The 1,550-nt window shown below is 65.1% G+C and carries 1 pseudogene; it reads right to left on the bottom strand.

What is annotated here, in order from left to right:
- Positions 1-33: 33 nt before the first annotated feature.
- Positions 34-1,550: pseudogene (locus tag ACJHX7_RS26110) on the bottom strand (Tn3-like element TnAs1 family transposase); the annotation flags it as partial.

Below are 1,550 nucleotides of genomic sequence, written 5' to 3'. Positions count from 1 at the left end.
GGGGAGCCCGCAGAATTCGGAAAAAATCGTACGCTAAGGTTTTCCGGGCATCCGTAAGGGCCGAAACTTCCCGTCTTCCAGTCTGCGGCTCTGCCGCCAGACGTAATCGCCGGTTAGGTTGATGTGCTCCCAGCCCAGCGGCGACAGGAATTGCAGCAGCTCGCCGTCCACCGGCTTGCCGGCCTCGACCAACCCCTGGGTGGCGCGTTCCAGGTACACCGTGTTCCACAGCACGATAGCCGCCGTCACCAGGTTGAGGCCGCTGGCCCGGTAGCGCTGCTGCTCGAAGCTCCGATCCCTGATTTCCCCAAGGCGGTTGAAGAACACCGCCCTGGCCAGCGAGTTGCGCGCCTCACCTTTGTTCAGGCCGGCATGCACGCGGCGGCGCAGTTCAACACTTTGCAGCCAGTCCAGGATGAACAGCGTGCGCTCGATCCGGCCCAGCTCGCGCAGGGCCACGGCCAGTCCGTTCTGGCGCGGGTAGCTGCCGAGCTTGCGCAGCATCAGCGAGGCGGTGACGGTGCCCTGCTTGATCGAGCTGGCCAGGCGCAGGATGTCGTCCCAGTGGGCACGCACGTGCTTGATGTTCAGGGTGCCGCCGATCAGCGGGCGCAACGTCGGGTAGGCTTGCACGCCCTGCGGCACGTACAGCTTGGTTTCGCCGAGGTCGCGGATGCGCGGCGCGAAGCGGAAGCCTAGCAGGTGCATCAGGGCAAAGACGTGATCGGTGAAGCCGGCCGTGTCGGTGTAGTGCTCCTCGATCCGCAGGTCGGACTCGTGGTACAGCAGGCCGTCGAGCACATAGGTGGAATCGCGGACGCCGACATTCACCACGCGGGTGCTGAACGGCGCGTACTGGTCGGAGATATGGGTATAGAACAGCCGTCCCGGCTCGCTACCGTACTTCGGGTTGACGTGCCCGGTGCTCTCGCCCCGGCCACCCGCGCGGAAGCGCTGGCCATCGGAGGATGAGGTCGTGCCGTCGCCCCAGTGGGCGGCAAAGGCGTGGCGATACTGGTGGTTGACCAGCTCGGCCAAGGCCGCCGAATAGGTTTCGTCGCGGATGTGCCAGGCTTGCAGCCAGGACAGCTTGGCGTAGGTCAGGCCGGGGCTCGACTCGGCCATCTTGGTCAGCCCGAGGTTGATCGCATCACCGAGGATTGCGGACAGCAGCAACGTCCTGTCTTTGGCCTCGGCCCCGTCCTTCAAGTGGGTGAAGTGGCGGCTGAAGCCCGTCCAGTCGTCCACGTCCATCAGCAGTTCGGTGATCTTGATGCGCGGCAGTAACTGGCTGGTTTGGTCGATCAGCGCCTGCGCCCGATCCGGCACCGCCGCATCCAGCGGGGTGATTTTCAGCCCTGACTCGGTGAGGATGGCATCGGGCAGCTCGTTGTCCTTGGCCAGGCGGGTGACGGTGGCCAACTGCTCGTCCAGCAGCTGCAAACGCTCTTCCAGGTACTGGTCGCTGTTCGGGTTGATCGCCAGGGGCAGGGCCTGCTCGCGCTTGAGTGCGGCGAACTTCTCGGCCGGCAGCAGGTAGTCGTCGAAGT

Origin of the sequence: Escherichia sp. WS1451 (assembly GCF_046487365.1) — a bacterium.
Lineage (GTDB): Bacteria > Pseudomonadota > Gammaproteobacteria > Enterobacterales > Enterobacteriaceae > Escherichia > Escherichia coli.
Note: the sequence above shows the minus strand (reverse complement) of the source record. Positions and strands in the feature narration are given on the sequence as shown.